At 58.9% G+C, this 26,813-nt stretch carries 26 protein-coding genes; 10 read left to right on the top strand and 16 right to left on the bottom strand.

The window, feature by feature from the left end:
* Positions 1-161 precede the first annotated feature (161 nt).
* Positions 162-1,067 (top strand): metal-dependent hydrolase, encoded by a 906-nt coding sequence (locus FCS96_RS08155; protein ID WP_138439864.1) that lies wholly within the window; start codon positions 162-164, stop codon positions 1,065-1,067.
* A gap of 19 nt (positions 1,068-1,086) precedes the next feature.
* On the opposite strand, the gene FCS96_RS08150 is transcribed toward FCS96_RS08155, so the two are convergent.
* The 3 genes from FCS96_RS08150 to FCS96_RS08140 form a co-directional block, all read right to left on the bottom strand.
* Positions 1,087-1,857: a class II glutamine amidotransferase gene (locus FCS96_RS08150; protein ID WP_138439863.1), complete on the bottom strand. Its 771-nt coding sequence runs from the start codon at positions 1,855-1,857 to the stop codon at positions 1,087-1,089.
* A 50-nt stretch (positions 1,858-1,907) separates the two neighbouring features.
* Positions 1,908-3,014 (bottom strand): GGDEF domain-containing protein, encoded by a 1,107-nt coding sequence (locus FCS96_RS08145; RefSeq protein ID WP_138439862.1) that lies wholly within the window; start codon positions 3,012-3,014, stop codon positions 1,908-1,910.
* A 93-nt stretch (positions 3,015-3,107) separates the two neighbouring features.
* The gene (locus FCS96_RS08140; protein WP_138439861.1) at positions 3,108-3,923 is read right to left on the bottom strand and encodes an SDR family NAD(P)-dependent oxidoreductase; all 816 of its coding nucleotides are present in this window, start codon (positions 3,921-3,923) and stop codon (positions 3,108-3,110) included.
* A gap of 219 nt (positions 3,924-4,142) precedes the next feature.
* Here FCS96_RS08140 and FCS96_RS08135 point away from each other — a divergent pair, with 219 nt between their 5' ends.
* Both FCS96_RS08135 and FCS96_RS08130 read left to right on the top strand, forming a co-directional pair.
* Positions 4,143-4,601 (top strand): NfeD family protein, encoded by a 459-nt coding sequence (locus FCS96_RS08135; protein WP_138439860.1) that lies wholly within the window; start codon positions 4,143-4,145, stop codon positions 4,599-4,601.
* 2 nt (positions 4,602-4,603) lie between these two features.
* Positions 4,604-5,638 carry an SPFH domain-containing protein gene (locus tag FCS96_RS08130; RefSeq protein ID WP_138439859.1) on the top strand — a complete coding sequence of 345 codons (1,035 nt, stop codon included), beginning with the start codon at positions 4,604-4,606 and terminating at the stop codon, positions 5,636-5,638.
* Positions 5,639-5,663: 25 nt separating this feature from the next.
* Here FCS96_RS08130 and yfbR read toward each other — a convergent pair whose 3' ends face one another.
* Positions 5,664-6,257, bottom strand: coding sequence for a 5'-deoxynucleotidase (gene yfbR, locus FCS96_RS08125; protein ID WP_138439858.1), 594 nt, complete (start codon positions 6,255-6,257; stop codon positions 5,664-5,666).
* Between the two features lie 106 nt (positions 6,258-6,363).
* Here yfbR and FCS96_RS08120 point away from each other — a divergent pair, with 106 nt between their 5' ends.
* Positions 6,364-7,188, top strand: a complete 825-nt coding sequence (locus tag FCS96_RS08120; protein WP_228264054.1) for a substrate-binding periplasmic protein — start codon at positions 6,364-6,366, stop codon at positions 7,186-7,188.
* Here the strand turns inward: FCS96_RS08120 and FCS96_RS08115 are convergent.
* Positions 7,185-9,983, bottom strand: a complete 2,799-nt coding sequence (locus FCS96_RS08115) for a DUF748 domain-containing protein (protein WP_228264053.1) — start codon at positions 9,981-9,983, stop codon at positions 7,185-7,187. The genes FCS96_RS08120 and FCS96_RS08115 overlap by 4 nt on opposite strands.
* 150 nt (positions 9,984-10,133) lie before the next feature.
* Between FCS96_RS08115 and pdxH the strand changes: the two genes are divergently transcribed.
* Genes pdxH through FCS96_RS08095 form a run of 4 tightly spaced genes read left to right on the top strand, consistent with a single transcriptional unit; the run spans position 10,134 to position 12,226 of the window.
* Positions 10,134-10,769, top strand: a complete 636-nt coding sequence (gene pdxH / locus FCS96_RS08110) for a pyridoxamine 5'-phosphate oxidase (protein ID WP_138439857.1) — start codon at positions 10,134-10,136, stop codon at positions 10,767-10,769.
* 45 nt (positions 10,770-10,814) lie between these two features.
* The gene (locus FCS96_RS08105) at positions 10,815-11,396 is read left to right on the top strand and encodes a DNA-3-methyladenine glycosylase I (protein ID WP_138439856.1); all 582 of its coding nucleotides are present in this window, start codon (positions 10,815-10,817) and stop codon (positions 11,394-11,396) included.
* A gap of 57 nt (positions 11,397-11,453) precedes the next feature.
* On the top strand, positions 11,454-11,774 hold the full coding sequence (locus FCS96_RS08100) for a DUF6482 family protein (protein ID WP_138439855.1): 321 nt from the start codon (positions 11,454-11,456) through the stop codon (positions 11,772-11,774).
* Positions 11,771-12,226, top strand: a complete 456-nt coding sequence (locus FCS96_RS08095) for a DUF3429 domain-containing protein (RefSeq protein WP_138439854.1) — start codon at positions 11,771-11,773, stop codon at positions 12,224-12,226. Before FCS96_RS08100 ends, FCS96_RS08095 begins: the two co-directional genes overlap by 4 nt.
* Positions 12,227-12,266: 40 nt before the next feature.
* Here the strand turns inward: FCS96_RS08095 and FCS96_RS08090 are convergent, their stop codons facing one another.
* The 8 genes from FCS96_RS08090 to FCS96_RS08055 all read right to left on the bottom strand — a co-directional run bounded on the left by FCS96_RS08090 (position 12,267) and on the right by FCS96_RS08055 (position 22,761).
* The gene (locus tag FCS96_RS08090; protein WP_138439853.1) at positions 12,267-13,265 is read right to left on the bottom strand and encodes a sigma-70 family RNA polymerase sigma factor; all 999 of its coding nucleotides are present in this window, start codon (positions 13,263-13,265) and stop codon (positions 12,267-12,269) included.
* 160 nt (positions 13,266-13,425) lie between these two features.
* Positions 13,426-14,877, bottom strand: coding sequence for an aspartate kinase (locus FCS96_RS08085; protein ID WP_138439852.1), 1,452 nt, complete (start codon positions 14,875-14,877; stop codon positions 13,426-13,428).
* A gap of 58 nt (positions 14,878-14,935) precedes the next feature.
* Positions 14,936-16,204, bottom strand: coding sequence for a diaminobutyrate--2-oxoglutarate transaminase (gene ectB / locus FCS96_RS08080; RefSeq protein ID WP_138439851.1), 1,269 nt, complete (start codon positions 16,202-16,204; stop codon positions 14,936-14,938).
* Positions 16,205-16,417: 213 nt separating this feature from the next.
* Positions 16,418-16,933, bottom strand: coding sequence for a diaminobutyrate acetyltransferase (ectA, locus tag FCS96_RS08075; RefSeq protein WP_138439850.1), 516 nt, complete (start codon positions 16,931-16,933; stop codon positions 16,418-16,420).
* A gap of 150 nt (positions 16,934-17,083) precedes the next feature.
* Positions 17,084-18,034, bottom strand: coding sequence for a metallophosphoesterase family protein (locus FCS96_RS08070; RefSeq protein ID WP_138439849.1), 951 nt, complete (start codon positions 18,032-18,034; stop codon positions 17,084-17,086).
* Between the two features lie 9 nt (positions 18,035-18,043).
* Entirely contained in the window at positions 18,044-19,447 is a 1,404-nt protein-coding gene (locus FCS96_RS08065; RefSeq protein WP_138439848.1) for a sodium:solute symporter family transporter, read from the bottom strand.
* A gap of 169 nt (positions 19,448-19,616) precedes the next feature.
* Positions 19,617-20,585: a radical SAM protein gene (locus FCS96_RS08060; RefSeq protein WP_138439847.1), complete on the bottom strand. Its 969-nt coding sequence runs from the start codon at positions 20,583-20,585 to the stop codon at positions 19,617-19,619.
* Positions 20,572-22,761, bottom strand: coding sequence for an FAD-dependent oxidoreductase (locus tag FCS96_RS08055; protein ID WP_138439846.1), 2,190 nt, complete (start codon positions 22,759-22,761; stop codon positions 20,572-20,574). The genes FCS96_RS08060 and FCS96_RS08055 overlap by 14 nt, the downstream gene beginning before the upstream one ends.
* Before the next feature lie 276 nt (positions 22,762-23,037).
* On the opposite strand from FCS96_RS08055, the gene FCS96_RS08050 reads away from it, so the two are divergent.
* Together FCS96_RS08050 and FCS96_RS08045 are read left to right on the top strand one after the other, a co-directional pair.
* A complete protein-coding gene (locus tag FCS96_RS08050) occupies positions 23,038-23,661 on the top strand; it encodes an RNA polymerase sigma factor (RefSeq protein WP_138439845.1) in 624 nt (207 codons plus the stop codon).
* Positions 23,655-23,915, top strand: a complete 261-nt coding sequence (locus tag FCS96_RS08045) for a zf-HC2 domain-containing protein (RefSeq protein ID WP_138439844.1) — start codon at positions 23,655-23,657, stop codon at positions 23,913-23,915. The genes FCS96_RS08050 and FCS96_RS08045 overlap by 7 nt, the downstream gene beginning before the upstream one ends.
* Here FCS96_RS08045 and FCS96_RS08040 read toward each other — a convergent pair.
* The 3 genes from FCS96_RS08040 to FCS96_RS08030 form a co-directional block, all read right to left on the bottom strand.
* The gene (locus FCS96_RS08040) at positions 23,912-24,673 is read right to left on the bottom strand and encodes a DUF6969 family protein (protein ID WP_212747058.1); all 762 of its coding nucleotides are present in this window, start codon (positions 24,671-24,673) and stop codon (positions 23,912-23,914) included. The two genes, FCS96_RS08045 and FCS96_RS08040, sit on opposite strands and share 4 nt — an antisense overlap.
* 89 nt (positions 24,674-24,762) lie before the next feature.
* Positions 24,763-25,707 (bottom strand): cytochrome c peroxidase, encoded by a 945-nt coding sequence (locus FCS96_RS08035; RefSeq protein WP_138439843.1) that lies wholly within the window; start codon positions 25,705-25,707, stop codon positions 24,763-24,765.
* 116 nt (positions 25,708-25,823) lie between these two features.
* Positions 25,824-26,804, bottom strand: coding sequence for a DUF3179 domain-containing protein (locus tag FCS96_RS08030; protein ID WP_138439842.1), 981 nt, complete (start codon positions 26,802-26,804; stop codon positions 25,824-25,826).
* Between the last annotated feature and the right edge of the window lie 9 nt (positions 26,805-26,813).

Below are 26,813 nucleotides of genomic sequence, written 5' to 3'. Positions count from 1 at the left end.
GCACCACAGTGGGGCGGGAAAAGGGCGGCAGGCGTCAGCACAGTCAATCATGGCCAGGCTATGGCCCAACCTGAACGGTAGCCGTCCCGTTCGCGCATTCCTTTGGATCATTGACTCTCACAGACTGGCTACAGGACATCAGCCAAGGTAAGGAGTCATCCATGCTGAGCTCAAAAACACCCGAAACAACACCCGTCACCAGCACACAGGCATCGAATACGCCGGACAATGTCAGTATCAAACCTCAACGCATGGGCTTCGAATTCGGGGAGCAAGTGCCTCGCTACTGGATCGGCCAGAACTATCTGGTGAGTCACACCATGAATGCGCTGTCGGTGCTTTTTCCACAGGGCGAGCAATTCTTCGTGGATTCGGTGCGGGCCTTCCGCGGAATGCTCCAAGACCCGAAACTGAAGGAGGAGGTTCGGGGCTTTATCGGACAGGAAGCCATGCACTCCCTTGAGCACACGGCCATGAACCAGCACGTGCGCGATCAGGGCGCGCCAGTGGAGGTCATGGAGGAGGACCTCAAGGTACTTCTTGATGCTGTCCGGATGCTGCCGAAGCGACATCAACTTGCGGTAACCTGCGCCCTCGAACATATCACCGCAATGATGGCAGATATGCTGCTGGAACGGGACGACGTGCGAGAAGAAATGGACGAGGGTATGCGCCCACTTTGGGTCTGGCATGCCATTGAAGAAACCGAGCACAAGGCGGTGGCCTACGACGTGTTCCAGCAGGCCGGCGGCACCTATCTCGAGCGCACTGCCTACCTCTTGGTGAGTACGGCAATTCTGGGCGTGGTGACGACATGGTTTACCGGCCGAATGATGCTCAGCGACCGCAGGAACTTTTCGCTCACATCCTCAGCGAAGGGCCTTTGGCGCCTCTGGGGACGTAACGGCAACTTTTCCAGCCTGATTCCGGCCTGGCTGGACTATTTCAGGCCGGGTTTTCACCCCTGGGACAAGGATAACAGTGAGCTGGTGGCCAAGTTCAAAAGCGAGATACAAGCCTATGTCGCTCCGGAATACCAAACCGGAAACCGCCGCACCCTGCAGTGAACTAATCCCGGGCGAGGTCTTACGTTCCGGACATCACCACCTCGCCCTTACGCCACAGGCGCCATTCCCCGGGCTGGTAGATGTCCCAGACCTCGTCGGTGGTGAGTGGTTCGGTCACGATCACACTGACTATGTCATTGGGAGTGGTCTCGGATTCGAAATCGACAATCACATCGGCATCTTTCAGACGCGCCGGGCCAAATGGCGCTCTGCGGGTGATGCTGGCCATCTTGGTGCTGCAGTAGGTGAATAGCCAGTCGCCGTTGCTGAGCAGAAGATTGAAAATACCCCGGCGGGCGTAGTCCCGGGCCAACGCCACCAGGTGCTCTACAATGACTTCAGTCGTGGTATTGCGATCACAGTCCCGGCGCAGGTGATTGAGGATGTCACAAAACAACGCCTCACTGTCGGTGGCGCCTACCTGTTCGTAGAAGCCTAGCGACGGGCGGAACCCGGTGATCTGGCCATTGTGGGCAAATACCCAGTAGCGACCCCACAGCTCCCGGATAAAGGGATGGGTATTGGCCAGGCAGATTTCACCGACGTTGGCCTGTCGGATATGACAAACGGCCACTTCGCTCTTGATCGGGTGAGTCTGCACCACTTCGGCCAGGCGCGAATTGGCACTGGCGTCGACATCGTGGAACGCACGCACGCCCTTGCCTTCGTAGAACGCCACACCCCAGCCATCCTTGTGTGGACCAGTATCACCACCACGTCGAGTCAGGCCGGTAAAACTGAAACAGAGATCGGTGGGGGTGTTGGCACTCATAGCCAGCAGTTCGCACATAACCGGGGCGGTCCCTCCAAGGTGTGGGTTATGCCCCAAGGGTACCCGATTTAACCCGTCTGGCCAGCCGAAATACATTGTGAGGAGGACTGTTTTACACCATCGGCCTGGGCCACGCAGTTGCGACCGGCGCGCTTACCGGTGTATAGACCCCGGTCTGCCATACAGAACAACGCCTCGGCACTTCGGCCATGCTCTGGCCATTGGGCGAGGCCGAATGAGGCGGTCACTCGGATGCAAGCCTGTCCGTAGGCGAGATGACAACCGGCAATGCGCTGACGCAATTCATCCATCAGCTCGAAGGCGGCAGCGGCTTTCACATCCTTCAGGATCAAACCGAACTCCTCGCCACCCAGCCGGCCGACAGCATCGGTCGCCCGCAGCCGCTCTGTCAGACACTTTCCGATGTTTTGTAACACCCGGTCGCCGGCATCATGGCCGAGGGTATCGTTTACCACCTTGAAGTGATCGATATCCATGATCACCAGCGCAAACCCGTTACCGCTGCGTTCGCACTCGGCAATGGTCCGGTTGAGCGTGCTCTGAAAACTGCTTCGGTTGGCGAGGCCGGTGAGGGCATCGGTCTGGGCCATGTCCACCAGGCGCTTTTCCGACTCTTCCCGGCGCTGCTCATAGACATGCATGAAGGTCAGCATGAGAACGGCGCACAGCACCAGGTTCAGCAGATCAATCAATACGTGGGCGCTGCCCATGTCGCCAAGGTGGAGGTAGTAGATGACAACACCCACCAGCATGAACGGCAGCGACAGAATCATGCCCTCGTGCTTACCTAATAAAAGGTACGCCAGGACCGGGATCATCAAAATCCAGACGAAGGCCGAAACCGAGGCCTCGGGCAGCACCATAATGATCAGGAAAAACGAAAACAGCATCACCAGGTAGGCGCAGATCCACTGCTGCAGGAAATCGGTAACCTGCAGGCGCCACACCCCGAAGAACAGCAGCGCGCTGGCCACCAGCTCGCCCGCCGCCACCCACCAGAAGCCATTAAGGATTTGCAGGCAGGCAAACATAACCAGCGACGCGCCGGTGATAGCAAAAAGCAGGCGCATCAGAGAGCGGCGATGGCTGTCCCTGAGACCTGAACGACTCTGTTCGAGGGTCGCCCCCAGATCCATATGGTTCGGCGTTTTCATGCTGTGTCTTCCCAGGCTGATCAGCAATTATAGACCGTACTTCCAGCCTGTACAGCTGCCAGACAGACCTCCGATGTCCCTAACCGGCAGCAATCATCGGTAGAGATTCTTGCGGGAGAATCGTTCCACCAGGGGTTGGTAAGCTGCGCCCAGCAACCGGTTAATTGCCTCGATGCCCCAGGCGTCCGGTCCCACCAGGATCCGGGATTCGTCCTTGAGAATACCCTTGACGATGATGGCAGCGGCTTTTTCGGGTGTGGTCATCGCCATCTTGTCAAAGCCCTTGCGCTGGGCCGCGGCATTCTCGGACCTGCCCATGCGAGCCGCATTGGCAATGTTGGTCCGGATGCCACCGGGGTGAACGCAGCTGACTGCAACTGGCTGCTCTTCCAGCTTCATTTCCTGGCGTAGCGCCTCGGTAAAACCTCGCACCGCGAACTTGGCGGCGTTGTAGGCACTCTGCTTGGGCACTCCGATCAGACCGAACACGCTGGATACGTTCACCACGTGACCGTCGCCGGAGGCGATCAGGTGCGGCAGGAAAGCGCGGCTGCCGTGGGCAACGCCCCAGAAATCAATGTCCATGACCCACTTGAAGTCCTCGTCGGTCATTTCCCGGATCGAAGCCGAAAGCGCCACACCGGCGTTGTTGATCACCAGATTGATCTGACCAAAATCCGCTGCCACCGCCTCGGCGTGGGCGTATATGGCATCCCGGTCGGACACGTCCAGGTGGTAGCTTCTCACGTCCGCTTCTTTCAGACCGGCCACGGTCTCCGCCAGCCCGATTCCATTGACATCCGACAGCGCCAGCCGGCAGCCCCGGGCTGCCAGGGCTTTGGCCAATGCACGACCAATACCTGAGCCCGCGCCCGTAACAACAGCAACCTTGTTCATCAGATCCTTCATGGTCACACGACCCCTTTTTGTTGGTGTTCGGACAGGTTGGTGAACGTTTAGACAGGCTTTACTTTACCAGCCGCCCTGGTGCTGAATATGGCTCCAGTCGACATCATCACCAGGCGCTGCAGCCACCTTGGGACGCCATTGCCGGAATTGGGTACAATCGATTTTCGTCGGCCGGCGCGTATCGCCAGCCCACCACCTCTGGATTAATGGTAGCTGTATATGGAATGGAGTCTTACACATTTCTGGCTGATACTGGCGCTGGTGCTCAGCCTGGCCGAGCTGACCTCAGGCGTTCTGTTGTTGCTGGCGCTGGGCATTGCCTCAGCCCTGACCGCCGTGCTGGCCTACATCGGTTTGCCGTTCGAGTGGCAGCTGGTGGGCATGGGTATTTTTTCCGGCGTGCTGGTGCCCGTTGCCATCCGCTGGATTCGACCACGGTTCTCGCCCAAAGGCGTAGCCTATGGCACCACTGGCACCGGAGTTGAACACGGCCGGCGCTACCGCACCCTGATTCGGGACTTCGACGGAGCCAGCGGCATCAAGGTAAACGGTGATTTCTATCGACTACGGGTGGAAAGCACCGGCGGCACCGAGCTTTCTGAAGGCACCGAAGTCCTCTTCAAGCACTTTGACGGCACCACCGCCGTCGTCGAACCTATCACTCATACGGAGCAGTAAACATGGAGTCGTTCATCTCACCGGGGCTGGTGCTCAGCCTGGTTTTCGTGGTCATCGGTATTTTTATCATCGCCAAAGGCCTGGTGATCGTTCGCCAGTCGGAGGTGATGGTTATCGAACGCCTGGGTTCGTTCAATCGGGTTCTGGAGAGTGGCGTTAATATCATCATTCCGTTCATCGAGCGGCCACGACCGATCACCATGATCCGCTACGTGCGCATGGGCGAGGACTATCACCCGGTCACCAGTGACGAGACCCGTATTGATCGCCGGGAAACCGTGATGGACTTCCCCGGCCAGCCGGTGGTCACCACCGACAACGTCACGGTCAAGATCAACGGCGCACTCTACTACCAGATCATCGATCCCCGGCGCGCAGTGTACGAGGTGGCCAACATGAGCCAGGCGGTTGAGGTTCTGGCCAAGACCACCCTGCGTTCCGTGGTCGGCAAGATGGAACTGGATAAGCTGTTTGAATCCCGCAGTGAAGTGAACAACGCCATCCAGGCCGAGATGGAAGAACCGGCCTCCAAGTGGGGCGTGAAACTGACCCGGGTGGAAGTGCAGGACATCAGCATGCCGGAGGAAGTAGAAGAGGCCATGCGTCTGCAGATGGCGGCGGAGCGCAAACGCCGCGCCACGGTTACCGAGGCCGAAGGTGAGAAGGCCGCAGCCATCGCCATGGCCCAGGGTCAGCGGGAATCGGCGATTCTCAACGCCCAGGGCGACAAGGAATCCGCCATTCTGCGCGCCCAGGGTGAGCAGGAATCCATTCGACTGGTCCTCAGCGCCATGGGCGACTCTGAAGACAACAAGCAAACCGTTATCGGCTACCTGCTGGGCCAAAGCTACATCAAGGCCCTGCCGACCATGGCCAAGGATGGTGAACGGGTATTCGTGCCCTACGAATCTTCAGCCCTGCTCGGCTCCATGGGCATGTTCCGGGCGCTCGCCGGCAGCCCGGAGGACACAGTGCGCCAGTCCCTACATCGTGACGGCCTGCGCGGTGGCCTGGTCGGCTCCGCCGCCGACGCCTGAGACCAGGGACTGCCTGCTGGAGCGATTATTCCAGCAGGTTATCCAGGGGCTTGTCATAACTGGGCGCGAATACGTCCATGAAATACACCACTTCCCGCAGCCCGTCCTCATCAAGACGGGCCTTGATCTGATTCGCCGCCGGCTCGAACTCACTGTTGCCGGCGCGAATTTCCGCCTGGCATTTCAACCACGCTGACAGCCGGTCAGCCGCCTTGATCAACTCCTTGTCTTCCGCTGGCAGCTTCGACTCCTGTACGTAGGGCGCAAAATCGGCACGCAAATCCTCCGGTAACAACGCCAACAGCTCTCCTTCCGCTTTGTGCTCTATGTCGCCAAAAGCTTCACGCATCACTTTCGAGTGATATTTGACCGGTGTCGGCATGTCACCGGTGATCACTTCTGTGGCATCGTGGTAAAGCGCTGCCGCGGCAATCCGGTCGGCGTTGACCTGACCGCCAAAATGGCGGTTGCGGATCAGGGCGAGGGCGTGGGCGAGGGTGGCCACCTCCCAGGAGTGGGTAGCTACGTTTTCCTCAATGGCATTGCGCATCAAACCCCAACGCCTGATCCAACGCAGGCGTGAAATGTATGCAAAGAAGTGGCTTGCCGGGTGAACCATATTGCGCTTTCCTATTTTGCAGAACTTTATAATTGAACGGTTTAGCCCAGGTAAACCCGGTGGTAGTCTGAACGTGTACCTAACCGCTACATAATATGAGTCGATCGTGCCAATCCTCCACAGACTAAACCTAACCCTGGCAGTCGTCATTACCACATTCCTGCTGGGCGGAACCTCCGTTGTGCAGGCAAAAACCGTGATAACCGTGGGTGCCTACCATTTTCCACCGGTTGCCAAGGTGAGCGAAGACCACCAGCCTCATGGATTGCTGGCCGATCTGGTGCAGGGACTTGAAGCAACCCACAACGATATCGACATTCAGATCTTTCACACCTCGCCCAAACGCCGGCACCTCGACTTCGACGCCGGCCTGTACGACGTGATTTTCTTCGAGAGCTCCAATTGGGGCTGGGCGCACCGGGAGATAACCTTCAGCCGGCCGATCCTCACCTATGAAGACCTCTATGTCGCCTTGAGAAAGCCTGGCCGTGACCTGGATTTCTTCAACGACATCGGCAACCGCCAGTTGGTTGTGATATCCGGCTACTACTACGGTTTTGCCGACCTGGAAAACAACACAAAAACCCTGCAGAAAAACTACAGTATCGAGTTTTCCGACAGCCAGAACCGCGCCCTCAAACTGATCAAGGCCGACCGCCCGTCGGTGGCGGAAGTGGCGATCATCAGCCGGGCCTACCTGCAACAGCACCTGTCGGAGCAACCAGAAGACTGGCGCCAACTGCTGATCTCTGACCGGCTCGATCAGCGCTACGAACTCCGGATTATTGCCCGCAGAAACGGCCCGGTAAGCGCCAGCGACATGATGCAGCGGTTAGCACCCCTGGTGGCCGACGGTTCCTACCGGATGATGGTCGAGAAATGGGGGCTGCAATTACCCCCGGGCTTTCTGACCAACTTCAAGAGGCGTTAGCGAACATCCAGACTGAATTGCACGGTCACCGCGCCACTCTCATCCAGCGACGCCTGACGCGAAGGATCGAGCATGAACAGTTGGTCTGCAGGTACTTCATGGGTATCCAGCAATACGGTCCTGACCGCACGGCCACGGGCTGAGGCGAGATTGTTCAGCGCCTCCGGCGGCAAAGTGCGCTCACCGGCCAAGAAGGCCTGGCGGGCAGCCTGCCAATCACCCTCGGACAGCGACTTGGCGCCGTTTGCGGTCAACTCCTTGCGCAGCAGCGCCAGGCCATCGGCTTCGGGCGCCACGCCGCCACGGACACTCAGCAAGAGTTTCGGACGGTCCAACAGAGCATCGGCCAGGGCCGATAACTTGGCAGGCTCACCCTCCGCTAACTCGGTACTGCCGGGCTTGAAGCTGACTTGTCCCAACTCATTGCTGTTGAAACCGGCCAAATCGGCAATCGAACCCAGCATGCCAAATGGCGACGATGCCGCTTTCGCCAGTAGGTTCACAAAGGCACCCATGACCACCCGACTGATGTTGAACTGCGGGTCCGAAAGATCGCCGCTGATCGGCAGCTTAACTTCAATAACCCCATCCCGGTCCCGAAGTAACGCCAGTCCCAGGGACACCGGGGCATCGACAGCCTCGTCGCTGGCAACCGGCTCACCAAGCTCAAGACGGTCCATCACCACCAGGTTGGTACCATTCAGCCGGGTGCCGGTAATTTCATACTTCAGATCCAGATTGAGCTTGCCACTGTCCACCTGATAGCCAATGTAGCGACCGAAATAGGGCCCCAGCTCCGGCAGCGACAGTTCGGTCATGGCCAGTTCCATCTGGCTGACGTCGTCGGTGCCCAGGGTGCCGAGATTGCCGGAAAAATCGAGCTTGGCCACTTCGCCCACACGACCACTGATTTTGACCTTGCCCTGTTGCGGCGGAATGTTACTGAGGCCGGTCACGCTGCCGGACAGCTGGTCAAAGCGCGTAGTGAACACCGGCTCAATAGAGCGATCGGTGTAGGCGATTTCACCCTGCTCCAGCATCAGTTGCTTGATCCGGAAAATGAAACCAGGGTCTTTGTCACTGTCATCCTCGGAGGTTTCTTCAGGGCTGGAACGGAACACCCGAGCCAGGTTGTGGCTACCATTGACGCTGCGCACCGCATTGACCTGGGGCCCTGTCAGCGTCACCGTGCCGATCTCAAGCCGAGCCGGGGCGACGTTGTACTCGATCGGCGCCAGACGCAGGGTTTGCCAGGACAGCAGCCGGCTGTCCTGGTCGCGGCGTTGAACCGCCAGCCCGGCCACTTCCGCCGTGCCGCTGAAGGTTCCTGTTAAAGGCTCCTGCTGGCCATCCAGGTCCAGGTTGCCGTCCAGTCCCAGGGTGCCACTGGCAATGCTCAGGTTGGCGCCCTCCTGGACATAGGGCTCGAAGGCGGCCAATGCGATCTCTGAGCCGGAAACCGCGGCTTCCAGGGTGAAGGGTTTTGGGGTCAACTGGCCGTTCAGCGTGAGCCGACCACCGCTGGCCAGTGTTGCCTCGGCCTGGTAGTTCACCGGCTCATCCAGCGTGTGATCCAGGGACCCAACCGACAGCGACAATTGCTCCAGAGCCAAATCCGCCGGTGTTTCCGGTTGCTGATCCCGCCACCGAAGCTGGCCTTCAGACAAGGAGATACCGGCCACCGACCAACGGAACGACGACGCCCCGGACCCCGCAGCCTCGGTTTCGGATGCCGAGTCGGCGGCGGTGTCCGAGAAAGGTGCCAGCCAGTCAATGGCGCCGGACTGGCCCCGGGTCACTGCGATTTCGAGCCCATCGAGGGTGACCTGGCCCATGTCTGCCGCCAGGGCGTTGAGATCAAAGCTGATCTCATCGACACTAAGGGTGCCCGAGGTCAATTCGGCTTCCTCGCTGTCTTTATTAACAGCGATGGCCAACTCGTCCAGTGACAGGTTGCCATTGCGAGTCACCAGCAGGAATCGTTGCCCTATCTGTAATTCGTAATCGGAACTCAGGCTGACCTTGCCACCGCGCAGATCGTAGGGCAGATAGGGTGCCAGGAAATGCTCCAGGGTCTGAAAACCAATCCCACTGACCTTGATCGTGCCCTTCGAGTACAGAGGTGCCAGACTGAGGTCGCCCTGCCAGTCGATGGTCTCGTCGCCAATGGCCGCTTGCAGACTGTCGTTGCTGTCCTGTTCATCCCGTGGCCAGCTGGCGAGATCATTCAGGCTCAGGTCGAGCGGGCTGATCCGGAACTCCGCCGGCTCTGCCTTGCTGAAATCGCGAAACAGCAGCTCACCACCATTAATACTGATCTGGCCAAAATACAGGCGGGGCATGGCCGACTCGTCATCAGTCTGGCTGCGTCCAGCCGGTGGTTCCGGAGCCGGGTTGTTTCGCTGCCAGTCCCGGACAAAGTTAACGCTGTAATCCTCCAAGAGGTCCAGGCGAACGAACGGCTCCTGAAGCTCAATGGCTTCAAATCCCACCGTGCCACTGACCAGTTGCACCAGGTTCAGATCCAACCCCAGGCGTTCAAAACTGACCACTTTGGTGTCGTCGCCGTCCTGAGCCGACAGGCCCTCGGCACCAACAGTGAAGGTAAGCGGATTAAACGAAACATCGTCGACCTCGACCTGCCAACCCAGTCGCTCCGCCAGCTGTTCAGGCAACGCCCGCTCCAGCCACCAGGGCACCAGCAGGAAACCCGCCAATACGTACAGCGCGATGAGCACCAACAACCCCATCGTCAAGTAACTAATCAGGCGGTTTGCTCGACGGCTCGCGGCCACAGATTTCTCCTTCTCAACAGCGGGATACAGGGCGTGCGCCCCCTCTGATCACTAGGATAGTCGGCCGAGGCCCGTTTTGTCAGCCGCTGCTGAACCCGATATGCTCAGCGATCGTAAAGGACATCGTTACTAGATGACGAGGTAAGGTCTATGGACATCGGCGACATGCGTCGTGATTTTGAAAGCGAAGGGCTCGACCGTGATGCCCTGGACGACAACCCTGTGCGTCAGTTCAAGCACTGGTTTGAGGACGCGCGGCAAGCAGGCATCCTGGAGCCAAACGCCATGTCCCTGGCCACCGCCGGTAGCGACGGCATGCCCGACCTGCGCACGGTCCTGTTGAAGTACTTCGACGACAAGGGGTTTGTGTTCTACACCAATTACGGCAGCCGAAAAGCCCGGGAAATGGATGAGAACCCGAGGGCAGCCCTGCTATTCCCCTGGATCGGCCTGAACCGCCAGGTTTGCATTCAGGGCAAAGTGGAAAAGGTCAGCAAGGCCGAGTCCCTGCGCTATTTTGCTTCCCGCCCGAGGGGCAGCCAGATTGGCGCCTGGGTCTCGGAACAAAGCAAGGTCGTCACCTCCCGCGGGTTGCTGGAGCAGAAAGTGGCGGAGCTCAAGCACAAATTCAGCGAAGGCGAGATCCCTCTACCCAGCTTCTGGGGCGGCTACCGGGTCGTGCCCGAACGCATTGAATTCTGGCAGGGCCGCCCGAGCCGACTACACGACCGGTTCGAATACCTACGGGATGGCGATGGCTGGTTGATCCAGCGACTCCAACCCTGATCCGGCCGCAGCCGCCATTCACCGGAAATAGGAGTACAACGCCTGATGCCAGACATGGAACGCTGCCCCTGGTGCGGCACCGACCCGATCTACGTGCACTACCACGATACAGTATGGGGCCGGCCAGAGTACGACGACTTGGCGCTGTTCGAAAAACTGTGCCTGGATGGCCAGCAGGCCGGGCTCAGCTGGATTACCATCCTGCGCAAGCAGGACAGCTACCGTGAAGCCTACGACCACTTCGATCCCGAACGAATTGTGCACTACGATGAAGCCCGGGTTGAAGAGCTGCTCACCGACCCAGGCATCATCCGTAACCGGTTGAAAGTAAGGTCGATTATCAAGAACGCCCGAGGGTTTCTCAAGCTCCGCGAGCAGGGTATCGGGTTCAGCGATTTCCTGTGGTCGTTTGTGGGAGGCGAACCGATTCAAAACCGCTGGCCCAGCATCGATCAGGTGCCGGTCACCACCCCGGAATCCGAAGCCATGTCCGCGGCCCTCAAACGCGCCGGCTTCACGTTTGTCGGCCCAACCATCGTGTATGCCTTCATGCAGGCCACCGGGATGGTGAACGATCACCTGCTGCACTGCCCCCAGCATGAGGCCTGCCAGTCGCTCAGCAACTGATCTCATAACGCTTCCGGGTCGTAAGACTGCCTATATCTTCAATTCCGGAGCGTCATTGTGAGAATCACCCTGGAAGAACTGAGAGACAGCAATGACCTGGTCATTGAACTGCTGGAAATCATCTCCCTGGAAGGCCAGCACTACATGGCGCGCCTGACCCTGGACCGGCGTGAGTTGTTACTGTCGGACAAACAGGGTGTCACCAGTCTGTTCCGCAGCGCATGGCAACTGCAGGATACCCTCGCCGCCTTCCGGGTGCGCGAAACCCAGGTCGTTCATCCCTCTGCCTACCACGAGATGGTCGGTATGGAGCCGGCGGAGATCGAACCGCTACGTATTCGTGTGCAAAGAGAGAAAGCCCAGAGGGAAAAACCGTGATCGCGGTAGCACGACTGGCGATCGTCGTAGGCATCGCCGGGCTCTTTCCGTTCATTGCCGCCGTCGCCAGCCTGTTTCTGGTACCGCAATTCAGCGTCACGGCAATATCGTGGTTTTATGTCTACAGCGCCGGCATCCTCGCGTTCATGGCAGGGGTGTACTGGCCTATCGCGATGCAACTGGAGAACTGCTCTTACCCGCAATCACCCTTCGTCACCATGGTGCTGAGCCAAGTCTTTTTTGTCATCGCAGGGATTGGACTTCTGCTGCCAACACTCGGGCAAGTGCTGGTCTACAGCCTCGCTTATCTGGCACTGTACGCGGTGGATGTGCGCTGGATGAAAGTGTACTGGCCGTCTTGGTATTTGCGCATGCGACTGGTGTTAACGCTGGTGGTGTTGGCTTGCCAACTGACGGTCGCCGCCTGGTATGTGCTGCTGCATGGCGCTTGACCGGCAAGGGCCGCCTCGCCCTTACCGGCTTGTTGTTCCCTCAGGCACTCAACAGATTATCCACTCCATTGAAGCTGGCTTGCAGCTTTTTCAGCGCGGCTTTTTCGATCTGGCGCACTCGCTCCCGGCTGATGCCCAGGTCGTCAGAGATGACCTGAAGCGTGTCCGGCTCAGGCAGGCCCAAGCCATAGCGGCGCGACAGGATCGCCTTTTCCCGATCAGTAAGCGCACTTAACATCGCCGTCAAAGTGCGGGTGTTGTCGCGTTCGGACATTGGATGATCTGGCGCGGCCTGCTCGTCACTCTCCAGACTGTCACCCAGGGTTACCGAGCCGTCCTCAATCAACGGCACGTCTGTGGATATCTCACGCAGCGCCAGGGCCCTGAGTTCACCGATTCGCGACGGTGACGCTTCCATCTCCTGAGCCAGCTCCGATTGCGACGGCGTGCGGCCCAGATTCTGATGCATGCCCAGAGAAACCTTCTGCAACTGCCGGATCTCGTCGATGACGTTCTCCGGAGTATGCACCAGGCGGTTGCCCCGCTGCAGGCAGCGCTTCACTTCCTCGCTGATCCACCAGTAAGCATACGTTGAAAACCGGAAGCCCTTGGTGGGATCAAAACGTTCGGCACCCTTGATCAGACCAACATTGGCGTCCTGGATCAGATCCGACATCGGAATACCGTACTGGTAATAGCGCCGAGCTATGTGCACCGCCAGCCTCAGGTTGCTCTGGATCAGCTTGCGGCGACAGGCGGTGGCCAGATGAAAGGCCCGACGGCTGCGCGTTGAGAAGGCGCAGGCGTCGCCCAGACTGCCGACGACCGCCCTGAAGGTCTGGGGCGTATCCTCCGGCAGTGCCAGTTCGGTGCTGAGAATGCGGTAGCACAAGATCAGTTTGCGACAGAGGCGGCGCTCTGCCACGTCGGTTAAGAGTTCATACCGGGACGCATCCCTGAAGTACAACCCAACCAGGGAATCCCTTTCGCCATCGTTGGCCGTAGTCGGAGACGGTCCCAGCTTATCGGTCTTACGCATAGCTTTGGTACCGGTCAGAAATTTAAAGAGAATACGTCCAGAGGGCACTGATGGATTTATCAACAGGGAGCGCCGGAGCCGGCGTTGTCGGCAGGAATAAAGGGCCTGAAAACAAAAAAGCCCGACCGCATAGCGGCCGGGCTTTTTTGTGCAAAGGCGGTTACTCGATCGAGGCCGCGACGATGGCATATTCATGGTTGTGCGGCTCGATGAGAACTTCATGGAGGGCCGCAATGGCCTTCTCGTAGTGATCCTCATCCACCACAAACTGGATATCCACCTGACGCATGCACTGGTGAATCGCCAGTACACTGATCTCGTTGTCCGCCAGCGACTTCACCGACCGGGCCAAAATACCCGGCACCTTGATGTCACTGCCAATCGCAGACACCAGCGACACCTTGCGGGTGCTGATTTCAGCGTTCGGGAACTCTTCCTTCAGTGCGCGCACCACCCGCTTCACGTGCTTGAGCGTGCTACCCACATAGTGGGTGATGGTATTGGCGTTGGTGTCCTTGGCCATGAAGCGCACTTTCAGGCGGCTGAGCACATCCAGAATCCGGCGATCGGAACCGGGCTCACCCTGCATGTCCTGGTCGAACACCTCGATGGCAAACGCACCCTTGGCGCCGGCAATGATTTCCACCTGGGGCGTCTCACTGACGTAATCGCCGGTGATCAGGGTACCGGTGTGCTCGGGCTCGAAGGTGTTCATCACCCGCAGCGGAATTTCATTCTGGCGCATGCCCTTGCCGGCTCGCGGGTGGATCGCTTCCATGCCCAAGTTGGCAAGTTGGTCAGCAACGTCGTAGTTGGTACGACCCAGCGGCACCACCTTGTCCCCACCGACAATGTTGGGATCGGCGGAACTCAGGTGATATTCCTTGTGAATGATCGCTTCCCGGGCTTCGGTGATCACCGCCACACGGCTGAACGTCATCTCGCTGTAGCCACGGTCAAAGGTCCGCATCAGACCTTCCTTACACTGGGCATAGCCGGTAACGATCGGCAATTCCCGGGTCAGGTCGACGGCGTCGAACGCCTGCTTGAGCTTCTGATCCAGGGGCAGCAGCTCGGCGTCACGCCAACCGGTCAGGTCCACAAACCGCGCGTTGATGCCTTCCTGCTGCAGCTTCAGCGCGGTGTTAAAGGCACTGTGGGCCTCGCCGATACCCGCGAGCATCTCGCGTACCGTCAGCAGATGTTCCTCAAGCTGAAACTGACCATATGAACACAGCCGCTGCAGGTCGATCAGGCAACCCCGAACGCCTTCGATCCGGTCGGTGATGAACTGGTCGGCCTGTTGCTTGAGCATGGGATCTTCAAACAGGTCACCGTTCAGGTCGGTGAGGAACTTCACCAGCTTGGTGAGATCATCGCCCCAAGCCCAGTCTGACTCGGCATCGGCAAACAGGGCATACACCCCTGGCTCGCCCGTTTTCTTGTGCTCCAGCAACTCGTTGGTAACACCGCCGTAGGCGGATACCACGAAAATACGCTGGTAAAGCTCGTCCTTGCTGCGATTACCAATAATGATGTTGTCTCGGACAGCCTCGTAATTGCTCATCGAGGTGCCGCCGATTTTCTCAACGGTGTGCTGTTGCGTAGTCATAGGTTTGCCTTCGCTATCCTGCAGTTTGAAAGATCTGGGCCGGCCGGGGCGGAGCGTCTTACGACGCCTCGCTGACCCCCTCCTGCACGATCTCGTCAATACTTTCCGCCAGCAGTTCGGCGCCTTTTTTCAGATCGTCTTCGCTGGTCGTCAACGGCATCAGACACTTGATGACCTCATCGTTCGGACCACTGGTCTCAATGATCAGGCCACGCTCAAACGCGCGTTTGGTGATCGCACCGGTCAGATCAGCGTTCTTTGCCTCAATGCCGCGCATCAGACCCCGGCCTTTCATTTTGAACTGACCGGGATACTTGTCGCAAATCGCCTGCAGGGCATCGCCGAGAACTTTGGTCTTGGCTTTCACCTCGTTGGCGAATTCGTCGTCTTTCCAGTAGGTCTCGACCGCAGTACGGGCGGTGATGAACGCCATGTTGTTACCACGGAAGGTACCGTTGTGCTCGCCCGGATCCCAGACATCCAGCTCCGGCTTGAACAGCACCAGCGCCATCGGCAGACCGTAGCCACTCAGGGACTTGGAAACCGTGACGATGTCCGGCTTGATGCCGGCAAATTCAAAGCTGAAGAACTCACCGGTACGACCGTTACCCGCCTGGATGTCATCGAGAATCAGCAGAATATCGTGCTTCTTACAAAGATCGGACAGGCCTTTCAGCCACTCGGCACGACAGGCGTTCAGACCGCCCTCGCCCTGTACTGCTTCAACAATCACTGCCGCCGGCAGTTCGAAACCGGACGAGCCGTCAGACAGCAGCTTGTCCATGATCTCCAGGCTGTCGACGTCTTCGCCCAGGTAGCCGTCGTAGAACATGAAATCGACGTTACCCAGCGGGGTGCCAACACCGCCGCGATGGTGCTTGTTACCTGTGGCCGCTACCGCGCCCATGGTCACACCGTGGAAGCCGTTAGTGAACGAGATGATGCCGTTCCGGCCTTTTACTTTGCGAGCCAGCTTGAGCGCGGCTTCAACACAGTTGGTGCCGGTCGGGCCGGTGAACTGCATTTTGTAGTCCAGACCACGGGGGTCGAGGATGTGCTTCTTATACGATTCGATGAAGTCGTGCTTGGCCGTGGTGAACATGTCCAGGCCCTGGCTGACGCCGTCTGCCTCAATGTACTCAAGCAGCGCCTTCTTCAGGATATCGTTGTTGTGCCCGTAGTTCAGGGAACCGGCACCCGCGAGAAAGTCCAGGTATTCCTTGCCATCCTCGGTGTACAGGTGCGCGTTCTTCGCACGATTAAAAATCACCGGGAAGGCACGGCTATATACGCGTACTTCTGATTCAGTGGACTTAAAAATTTCCATTGTTTCCGCCTCTTAGCATATAAGGTTCGAGGTAAATGCGCGGGGGTCCAGTCAAGCAGTGCATCAGACAGTAAAGTGCTGATCGCAATAAAACCCACCGTGCGTTGGTTAAAGCCAAATGACAGACCTACCTCAGCGGTCTGCCAGCTTGTCCATACACAGTCTCACAGTCGCTCACGACCGGCCGGGGGCCGGCGTGGTGGACCAGGGCTCTCAGACAGGCTTCGTGAAGGGCCCGATGCGCAGCAGGAATTCGGAATCATGCTGCCCACCAAAGTGGGTCTCTTTCTCGAAGTGCTCGTGATAGGTGAGCTCGGCTCCCAGATCACGGGCGAATGAGCGGAACAGCGCCCAGGAAGCCTCGTTGTCAGCGGTGATCGTCGTTTCCATGTGCGTCACAGCTTTGCACGCATCACGGCCAACGATTTCTTTCAGCATCCGCTTGGCCAGGCCTTGTCCACGACCTTTCTCGTGAACGGCCACCTGCCAGACAAACACGGTCTCGGGCTGTTGGGGAGGGATGTATCCGGAGATAAAGCCGACCAGATCGCCTTCCTTCTCCGCGGCCACGCCGGTTTCGGCAAAGTGGCTGCACTGCAAGAGGTTGCAGTAAATCGAATTGGAGTCCAGCGGAGGGCATTCTGCCACCAGCTGATGTAGACGGAAGCCATCATCCTTCACCGGTACGCGGAGGGTGATGGCGGTGGTATTCGATCCTTCAGATGTCATAGCGTGATCTTTTTGTCTTAAAAAGTTAGTGCAGAATTATATAGACCACAAAATATATATCAAGTCGGCACTTTGCTGAACCAACCTGCGGCCCCCGCATTCATCTTCTCAGAATAGTCCGGATTGTCGCTTTCGCCAGTGACAAATTGGTTAAACGACCGAATGAAAAACCACCTGCTCCGGCGCCAGGGACGTGCCCTGAACAATGCGGGACCGGTACGACTGAGCGGCATCTGAACCAGCCGGCCAAAGCGTATCAAACTGTGGCAGCCAGGCCTTGACATCAAAGGCCACGGGCACCAGAGAGACTTCGATACTGCCCTGATCATGGCCTACAACAGCGTTATCTGCGGGGGCTCCGGTGCTGATGCGGGTAATCAGACCACGGGTATCGGCGCGTAAATTGCCCATGCCGGCCGACCCGTTATTGACCACCGTTCGCGCCCGCTCACCAACCCGTCCCGACCAGAGTACCGGCAGGCAGGTATGGGTGCAGGCAATGACATCCGCATCCGTGGCCTGGAGCCAGGCCTGCACCGCAGAGTCGTTACCGGCACTGAAGGCCTCATGGGCCAGACCCCAGCCGGCCAGGGAGTCCGGGTCACCGTGCACAACGAGAATCTTTAGGCCTCCAAACATCAGGCACAGGTGGCGGGGCTGACGCGAAAGCTGATCCTGGAGCTCGGGGTGGCCGGAAGCTATCGCCTGAAGCCGGGTCATGATCCGGTTTGAACGCTCCACCACACCCTGGTCAACAAATTCCGGGTAGGCACAACCACACCCGGCCTCGGCGCTGGGGTTGGCCAGCTCAAATTCGACATTGCCCAGGCTGACGCTATGCCGGAGCACCCGACGGTTGATGTCCTGGAACAGCTCATCACTGGCGTTGAACCAGTTGAAATCGCCATTGAACACCAACCGCACCCGACGTCCGGCCCGCTCCTCAGACCGGGCCATGCGCTCGATCTCGGTCAGGGCATGGGGATTGCCGTACAGACCGCCGATAACGTAGACCACGTCTTCCGACACCGGTATTGGCTCAGCGCACAAATGGTCGGCCCGATACCGGTACGCCAGCGGACAACTTCGACCTTCGGTCATAGTGCGGCCTCAGGCCTCCCCAGCTGCGAGCGAGCGACCGGCCAGTCGACGCAGCACCAGGGGCAGGAAGAAACCACCGGTGCAGATCAGGAAGCCGTAGGCGTTCACGCCCAGCAACATGGCGTACTTGCCTTCACCAATGGCCCAACTGGCCGGAATCAGCCCTACCGCCAGCAACACCCCCAGCGTCAGCCCGGTCCAGAAACTGAGGTGGAAACTCCACGGCGACCACTGGGTAAAGCCGTAAAACAGGAACACCGGGCCCAACCCCATCACCATGGTGCCGGAGATGGTGGTTGCCTTGAGGATATCGGTACCGGCAAACATCGGCAGGTTGCCGGCGAAGGCGAAGATCACCATCACCACCGCGCCAACCCGGATACTGGGCAGCCGGTCCTTGGCCCGACGCGCCAGACGAGGCAGATCCACCGCCAGCGATTTGGCCAGCGAGGTAAACGTGGAATCCAGCGTCGAGCCGGCCGAAGTCATCATCACCACACTCATAAAGAACAGCGCCGCCAGACCCAGCGACTGACCCACCGCGGCCGGGGCATTGCCCATGGCGTCGATGCCGTTCAGACGGGCGTGCACGCCCACCAGACTGAAGATAAAGACCGCAACAAAACCCAGCAGACCCGCCACCACAAAACTCTTCAGCATGGTCTTTTCCTTGTTCACGAAGCCCCGGTCGGTCAGGACCGGATCGTGGAACGGGTAGCTGAACATCTGCAGCAGCGCGACCAACAACAGGTCAAAACCGGCATCCAGCCGGAACTCGCCGTTGCTGAGCAGGGCACTGGTGTCGTTGGCAGGAATGATCAGGAACAACACGGCCCCGACAAAGAACACGAACACTACCGCCTGAATCACATCGGTGAAGATCGACGACCGCAGCCCACCCTTCAGGCTGTAGGCCAGGGTGAAGAGGGTGAACAGCATCGCCGAGACGTAGTACTCCCACTGCCCCGGCAGGCCAAAGTAACCACCTACCACGGCGGTGTTACTCCAGACCTCGTTGTACAACCGGATCAAAATCGCCGCGGCAAACGCCAGTGACGCCAGCCGCCCGAACCGTGAGGTCAGGAAATCCTGCAGCGACCGGGCCCCGGTCTGGGTCCGGATCAGGTAGATGATGTAGCCGGCCACCGGAATCGACAACCAGTAACTGGCGTAAGCCAGGCCCCCGGTCACCCCGTAGGCGGCACCCAGGTTAGCGGCATTGGTAACGGACTTGGCGAAAATCCAGCTGATGAAGATACTGGCCGTCAGTGACCATTGACCAACCGGATTACCCTGATCATCGGCGCCCTTGTAAAACGAATTGGCATTCTTGCTCTTGGGCGACAGCACGTACATCACAACGCCGTACACCACCAAAAAGCCCCAGAACAGGGCGCCTTCAAAAGTTGTCATCTCAAACGTCCACTCTTGTATTTAGAAAACCGCACATCAGTCGACGCGGTCTGTGGGGCGGGGCATTTTCTCCGCCAGGAAAAGGTGTCTGAGCGAAGCGAGTTCTTTTCCCAAGAAGAAAAGTTCCCGCCCCGCAGACCGCCAATGCCCAACTAGCAGGCTGCAGTTATCAGCCGGGCGCCGAACAACTCGCCCCAAACCGGTAACAGGAAAAACACCGGTGATGCCGCAACATAATCCGCTCATCCATGCTCTCGGCCAGCGTACCGCCCAAATCGTACTGCGGATCATCATCCACCAGCGTGCAGGCATAAACCCGAACCTGGTCACCCTTCTTCACCAGCATCCGGGTATAAGTGCACATAAAGTGACCCCGGCTGTCTTTGGTCGGAAACTTCTCCATGCAGGTCTCGGTGATTTCCGGACTGCCGTCCTCGGATCCTGGCGTGCCAAGATCCGGAAACGCGGTAAAGGCCAGGTCTTCGGCAATGCTCCACTCCCGGAAAATGGCGCGGAATTCCGCCTCCACTTCCGCCGGAATCTCATCCGGATCGGTCTGGCGGGCAACGGACACTTTGAAGCCCTGTTCCAGCAACCACTGAATACCCTCCAGCGCCTGATCGAAGCTGCCATCGCCGCGATCCTTGTCGTGGCGGGCCCGGCTGGGGAAATCAAGACTGACCCGGAAATGAATCGGGTAGGGGTTATCCAGCAGGGGCAGGATTTGGTGCCGACGCTTGAGCAAAGGCTCGGTGGCGTTGGTCAGTACGAAACAGGGTCGGTGCTGACTGGCGTAATCGAGGATATTGACGAAATCCCGGATCACGAACGGCTCGCCGCCGGTGAACGACAACTGCTCCACCCCCATATCCAGCGCTTCATGGATAAACGGCTTCACATCGCTGAGTTTCATGCCCGGAATACGGCCATCGCCCGGGTGTGAACCTTCCAGGCAGAACGGGCACGCCAGATTGCAGGCCGTGCCAGTGTGGATCCACAACTCCTTCAGGCGATCGGCGTCGATGTAGCCGCGCGGATCGCCGTTTCGGGTGTGGGTCCAGCTATCCCGCGCTCTGGGTTCAAGCACTTCAACCGCCGGAATGCGCTTCCGGGTCGGCCGTATTTCAGTCAGGGGCATATACGCTCCGAGATTCCTTGGTGTCTTTGCCACGGCGCCAGCCGTGCAGTTTTTCCAGCAGATTCAACACACCCTGAGGCGCGTGGGCCCGCTTCCATTCCCCGGCGGCAAACTTGGCCGATTCATTCCAGGTAGGATAGGGATGGATGGTCCCCAGAATCTTGTTCAGCCCCAAGCCATGCTTCATGGCCAGGGTAAACTCCGCCAGGATTTCACCGGCATGGGTGCCAACCACCACCGCGCCCAGGATCTTGTCCTTGCCCGGCTGGGTCAGCACCTTGATAAAGCCATGATCGGCACTTTCAGCAATGGCGCGATCGAGATCGTCCAGGCCGTATCGGGTCACCTCGTAAGCAACGCCCTGCTCCTTGGCTTCCGCCTCGCTGAGACCAACCCGGGCCACCTCCGGTGAGGTAAACGTCACCCAGGGCATCACCCGGTAATCCACCTGGAAACGCTTGAACTGGCCAAACAGACCGTTCACCGCGGCGTACCAGGCCTGATGCGCAGCGGCGTGGGTGAACTGATAGGGGCCAGCCACATCGCCACAAGCAAACACGTTCGGGTAGCGCATGCTCATATCTTCTTCCACCGGCACCGTGCCGTTGGGCAGGGTTTCAACGCCGATCTTGTCCAGACCCAGATCCCGGGTATTGGCCGCACGTCCCACAGCGACCAGGACCTGATCAAAAGCAATCCGCACCCGCTCACCCGCGTGCTCGCAGTAAACCACCTTCTCGCCGTCTTCGATGGCGAATTCCTTGGCCGCATGACCCAGGCGCACGTCGATACCGTCTTGCTCAAACTGGCTCTTGATCAGGGCGGAGACATCGCTGTCCTCTTTCATCAGTAACCGATCCGCCATCTCCACCTGAACCACCTGACTACCGAGGCGGGCAAAGGCATGGGCCAGTTCCGAGCCGATCGGCCCGCCACCCAGTACCAGTAACCGTTCCGGCTGGGTTTCCAGGGACCAGAGGTTGTCGGAATTCAGCGGTTCCATCTCGGCCAGGCCGGGAATCGGTGGCATCGCCGGTTTGCCACCGGTAGCGACGACAATGCTGCGCGCGGTCAGACGCTCGGTATGGCCATCGCTGTGGGTGACTTCCAACTCCCAGGGAGATACGAAACTGGCGTGGCCGGAGATGCAGTCGACGCCAAGTTTCCGGTAACGCTCCGGTGAATCGTGGGGTTCAACCTTGGCAATGACATTCTGCACCCGGTCCATGATGGACTTGAACGAGCCTTTCACCGGCACCGCTTCCAGGCCATAGCGGTTGGCATGGCGCAGGGTATCGGCGGCCTTGGCACTGCGAATCAGCGCCTTGGACGGCACACAGCCGGTATTCAGGCAGTCGCCCCCCATCTTGTGCTGCTCAATCAGCGCCACCTTGGCCTTCACCGCGGCGGCGATGTAGGCCGACACCAGACCGGCGGAACCACCACCAATCACCAGCAGGTTGTAATCGAACGAGGCCGGCTTCTGCCAGCCCGAGTACACCCGGCGCCGACGGATAAAGCCCACCACGAATTTGGCAATCAGCGGGAACAGGCCCAGCAGGGCAAATGACAGCAACAGATCGGCAGAAACGATGTCACCGGTGGACTCAATCTGCGCCAGCTGGGTGCCCGCGTTCACGTACACGAAGGTACCCGGCAACATGGCGGCCCAACTAACCAGCGCATAGGTGCGCAGCCTCATGGCAGTCAGGCCCATGGCAATGTTGATCAGGAAGAACGGGAAGGCCGGCACCAGGCGCAGGGTGGCCAGGTAGAAGGCGCCGTCTTTTTCGATGCCCCGATCCATTCGCGCCACCGTGCTGGCGTATTTTTCCCGCAGCGTATCGCGGGCCAGGAAGCGGGCCACCAGAAAAGCAATGGAGGCGCCGATAGTAGAGGCTACGGACACCGCCGCAAGACCATAGACATTACCAAAGAACGCACCGCCGGCGAGGGTCATGATGGTCGCGCCCGGCAGTGACAGCGCGGTCACCGCAATGTAAACCAACATATAGCCGCCGACTGCCATCGAGGCATGGTCAACGATCCAGGCGTCCAGGCTTTGCTGGTGAGCTTTCAGGGCATCGAGAGTCAGATATTCCTGGGCTCCGCTGCTCCAGAAGGCGACCACTATCACCACAATGGCCAGAATCGTCAGCCACTTTTTCGCGTTCATCACATCATCCTTTGCTAGACATTGGTTACGTCATCGACCCTAAAGCGGAGCCGTTGTTACAGTTCCGATGGAAAAAAGTTCCCGTACGGATATCAATCGCAATAGATACACAGTACGTGAGTCAGTAGCGGTAAAGGTCACAAATTAATAACAATCTCCTCAAAAATCTGGTTCCTGATCTAAGCTTGAGAACAAAATCCACATTCAGGCCAATTTATGGGGAACCTGAGCCGCCCAGCGCGGACCAATGGCTGAACGACCACCAATCGGTAGGGAATGACCTTGAACGCGCACCCGGATCCTGATGAAAACAAACTGGTTGAAGCCCTGAAGCGTGGTGAACAGGCCGCCTTTACCGAAGCGGTATCGACATACTCCGCCGGCATGCTCGCGGTCGCTCGCTACTATGTCGACCCTGCCAACGCCGAGGAAATCGTGCAGGACTGCTGGGTTACGGTGATTGATGCCATCCGCCGCTTCGAAGGCCGCTCCGGCCTGAAAACCTGGCTGCACCGGATTGTGGCCAATCGCTGCAAGAACCAGTTGAGAACCAGCCACCGTGAGATCACCACCGACTTCTCAGAACGCCTGGAACCGGAGTTGGACAGCCGGTTCAACGCCTCGGGCCGCTGGGCAACACCGCCAAAGCTGCGGTTTGACGAATCCGCCGACGCCCTGCTGGAAAACGGCGCCTTGAGCGACTGCCTCGACAAGCACCTTGGCCATCTGCCGGAAAGTCAGCGCTCAGCCCTGATCCTGTATGAAGCCCACCAGCATAAGTCCGATGACGTCTGTAACATTCTCGATGTCAGTGCGTCTAACCTACGGGTTATGCTTCATCGTGCGCGTCAGAAAATCTTTCTGATGGTGGAAACGTTTCAGGAGACCGGCGAATGCTAATGTGCCGAGAGCTGGCGGGGATTGCCAGCGACTATATTGACGGCGAACTGAACACCGGTCGACGCCTGTCCGTGCAGATGCACCTGATGATGTGCCGCCACTGTCGCTCGTTCATTGGCAATTTGCGGGCGAGCACCGAACTGCTGCGGGGGCATTCGTCGGCGCGCGTCGAACAGTCGGTGATCGATCGCATCAACCATCACGTCACCGAGGCCTTGAGCCACCGCACCGAGGATCCTGATTCGGACCGTTAAGCCTTGTTCGCCAGTGCCGGTTCGGGCGATGGCAACCAGGACAGGGCCCGTCGCTGCTGCTCGCGGGTCAGCGCCGCCGCCCAGCTGTCCAGATCAACCGGAATGGTGCCGGTTACTTCCAGACGGCGATCTTCCAACACCTCTGCCAGCGATGCTGTGCCGGAATTCGCGAGTACCTGGTCGCGGTGGCGCAGCAGCGCTTCAACCTGGGGTCGATAGCACCGCACCATCGCCGTGAGCCAGCGATTGACCGGCCAGCTCGGGTAGGCATGGTCGACATTGAAACGATCCAACGCCGTGATCACAGATTCCGCGCCCAGCCAGCTTTCATCGGTCACCCAGCGATTGACCGCAAACAGATCCGTGGGAAAGCCCCAGGCATCCATGGCAATCGCCACCAGGTGCGCAACCCGATCATTGCCCACAGGCCCCAGCACGGGCTCTGCCTCTGCCGGCAGGGCCGAGTTCCGCAGAAACAGATGAAAATGGCCATGCTCATCATGGTCACTGCGGTGGGCGTGATAGTAGTACTGCGATGCCGTGGCGGCATCGAAGACATCGTCCTTAGGGTAATGATCCAGCTCGTAGAACTGCCCCTGGCCCCGCAACACCTCACCGACAATGTTCAGGCCGCCTTTTTCCAGCACCCGGTAGCATTCACGAATCTCGGTGGTGGCCGCCAGGCTGGTGCGGATCTGCTCGTCACTCAGGCCCGTCGGCTCCGGTGACTGAAGCTCAATCAATTCTGTCTGTGTCATACCTGCCTCCATCTTCTATTGCACCGGTTCCGGTGGCGCGTGGCATACATTGCGCCAGGCACCACCGGGATCCCGTAAGCATCCCGCCGTCAAGCCGCCGATGCTGCCGGGGCCTTCAGTTGTGCCGAGGCGCACGGATTCTTGGCTGCGCATGGGTTTTTGGTGGCACATGGGTTTTTGGTGGCACATGGGTTTTTGGTGGCACATGGGTTTTTGGTGGCACATGGGTTCTTCGTGGCGCACGGATTCTTGCCCGCACACGGATTGCAGGCACCGCATTTGCCGCCTTTCAGGGCGCAGGGATTTGCCGCCAGTTCGGTCTGTACCTTCGCCATGTACGCCGTTAACGCCGCCAACTGCTCGCCATCCCAGGGCAAGGGCTCCGCGGCCATGGGGCGAACCATGCAGATCTGGACCATTTCGTCGAGGTGCACCATTCCCATGCCAAAGACATCCCGGGCCATGGCAACCGAATGCGGATAGGCATCAGCAAAGGTGGCGTTGTAGCCGGTACCATTGTTGTGGCAACTGGAGCAAGCCAGGCCGTTGCTGCTGAGCGAAGTGTCGTTGAACAGCTTTTGACCCATGGCCACCAGGGCACAGGGATTGCCCTCATAGGGCTGATAGCCGGCGGGTCGAGTGACCCTTTTGGCGGCGCAAGGGTTTGGTTTCGCAGCGCATTTACCAGCCGCGGCACAGGGATTACAGCCTTTAGTGGCACAAGGGTTACAGCCCTTGACCGCACAGGGGTTGCAACCCTTGGTCGCGCACGGATTCTTCACTGCGCATGGGTTTTTGGTGGCGCACGGATTTTTGCTGGCGCAGGGGTTCTTGCCAGCGCAGGGATTACATCCGGCCTTACACTGCTGGCTGGCACCGCACTTGCCCTTACACGGTGAACACGGGTTACAGGCTGCGGCGACACCGCCGCCACCGGCGAGCAAGGCGGTCACCAGTAACGCCGACCACCAGTTGCTGTGCCGGTGTTGCTGACTGGCGCGGATCGCTTGTCGAAGTGGATGGATTGTAGTCATGACATCTCTCCCTGATCACGGAGTTAGTGGCGAAGCTTCAAAGCTCCGCAACCGCCTCATAAGGCGGTTATCAGTGAGACACATGACTTTCTCAATCATTACAAACCGCAGCCAAATTAATTACTCTCGAAGATCGCTGTTTCCGGATGAAAGGTGTACCAGGCAAACCAGAATGCACGAGTGGCCGGCAGCAACGAACCGTCGGCGTCCCGAAGCTCAGCAGAAGGGGTATCCGGATCGTAGTGAACAGTCACCGCTTTGCCGCCAATCGAGTCCCGTACGACGCCCGGGTGTTCAGCCAGCTCTGGAAACGGCCAGGCCTTGGTCTCGCCATTGTGACGCCAGCCCAGCACCCAGGTCTTCGGGTGGTATTTGCGACTGGTCTGAGTGACCGGAAAGTAAATCCGCTCCGACTGATCGTAATTGCCGTAAGGAGATTTGCGGTAATCCCGGCGATAACCGGTGTCAGTGGATAACACTTCCCCATTGCCGTCGACCCGTGCCTGCCACGCCTGCCAGCGCTCGTGCCGGACCGGCACATGCTGCAACTCCTTGCCCGCCAGCGGGCCAGACACCGCACGTCCCTCAATCTGCGACCAGAGCGACTCGGTCTGGTGGTCGTACATCAACAGATCGCTGTTATACAGCAGGCCGGAGACGCCAAAGGTCAGGTGCTGGCCGTCGACCACCGGATCAAAGCCAATGCCGGTGCCGCACAGCGGGCAGAAAGTTATCACCAGCGGCTGCGCCTGATTGCGCAGGTTGACGATTTCATGCCAGTTCAGGATGCCAATGGGAAAGGCCCGGCTGCCGTCAGTACCGTCAAAAGTCAGCATCAGGTCATTGGGCTGCCAGGGCTGGCTGCCGTCGGGTTGTTCAAACCTGGGTTGCTGTATCGCCGGTATGCCATCACGGGGTGGCCCTCCGCGCATAATCTGCTCGATCGGAATCAGTGCCGATTCAAGGTCGAACCCATTCTTCTGTACTGCCAGTGTCCAAGAGGCCCCCAACATCAGACACAGGCCCAGCGACCACGACCATCTCCAGAGCCCAGCTCTCACCGATAACCGGCGGAGCCACTGATTTCGTGCGTCCATAAGGCACCT

It is taken from the genome of Marinobacter alexandrii, from assembly GCF_005871205.1.
In the GTDB taxonomy this organism is placed as follows: Bacteria; Pseudomonadota; Gammaproteobacteria; order Pseudomonadales; family Oleiphilaceae; genus Marinobacter; species Marinobacter alexandrii.
The sequence above is the reverse complement of the archived record's forward strand: the minus strand, read 5'-3'. Positions and strand labels throughout refer to the sequence as shown.